General features: G+C 65.5%; 1 protein-coding gene. It reads right to left on the bottom strand.

The annotated features are described in order from the left end of the window. Positions 1 to 534 (bottom strand): fibronectin type III domain-containing protein (locus F8D48_RS11505; protein WP_151432178.1); only part of this gene is annotated, 534 nt, incomplete at both ends.

Here is a 534-nt window from a genome sequence, read left to right as displayed (position 1 = left end):
CGGGGGCCACCGTCACCGCATCTCCCTCGGCGTACGCCTGGGGGTCGACGGGCACCGTGCCGCCGTCGGCTCCGTTGCCGTCGTACTCGATGGCGTACATGGCCGCCCAGATAGCGTACAGCGACGAGGGACCGTACGGCATGGTGTAGTCCATGAAGCCCCAGCCGGCGGAGGCATCGGTGTTCCAACCCCTGAACTGGTAGCCCACGCGCGTCCAGTTGGCGCCCGAGGTGCCAACTGAGGTAATGTCGCTCAACGTTACGGATTGGAAGGGCCCGAACTCGCCGCCGTTCGCCGTAACGGCGTCGCTCGCCTCGTAATTGCGGTGGTAAGTGAGTGGGAAGAGCTGTGCGGGCGTTGTGGCATGGGCGGTGTTCGACCAGTCGCTCGTTTGTCCGCCTCCCGTTGCCATGAGGCGGTAGTAGTAGGTCGTGTCCGGTGAGAGGCCCGTGTCCAGATACTGCGTCTCCGAGCCCGGCACTATGCCCACGAGTACGTACCCGCCCGACTCGAAGGTGCTGCGGTACACCTGGC

Origin of the sequence: Adlercreutzia muris (genome assembly GCF_008831045.1) — a bacterium.
GTDB lineage: Bacteria > Actinomycetota > Coriobacteriia > Coriobacteriales > Eggerthellaceae > Adlercreutzia > Adlercreutzia muris.
The sequence above is the reverse complement of the archived record's forward strand: the minus strand, read 5'-3'. Positions and strand labels throughout refer to the sequence as shown.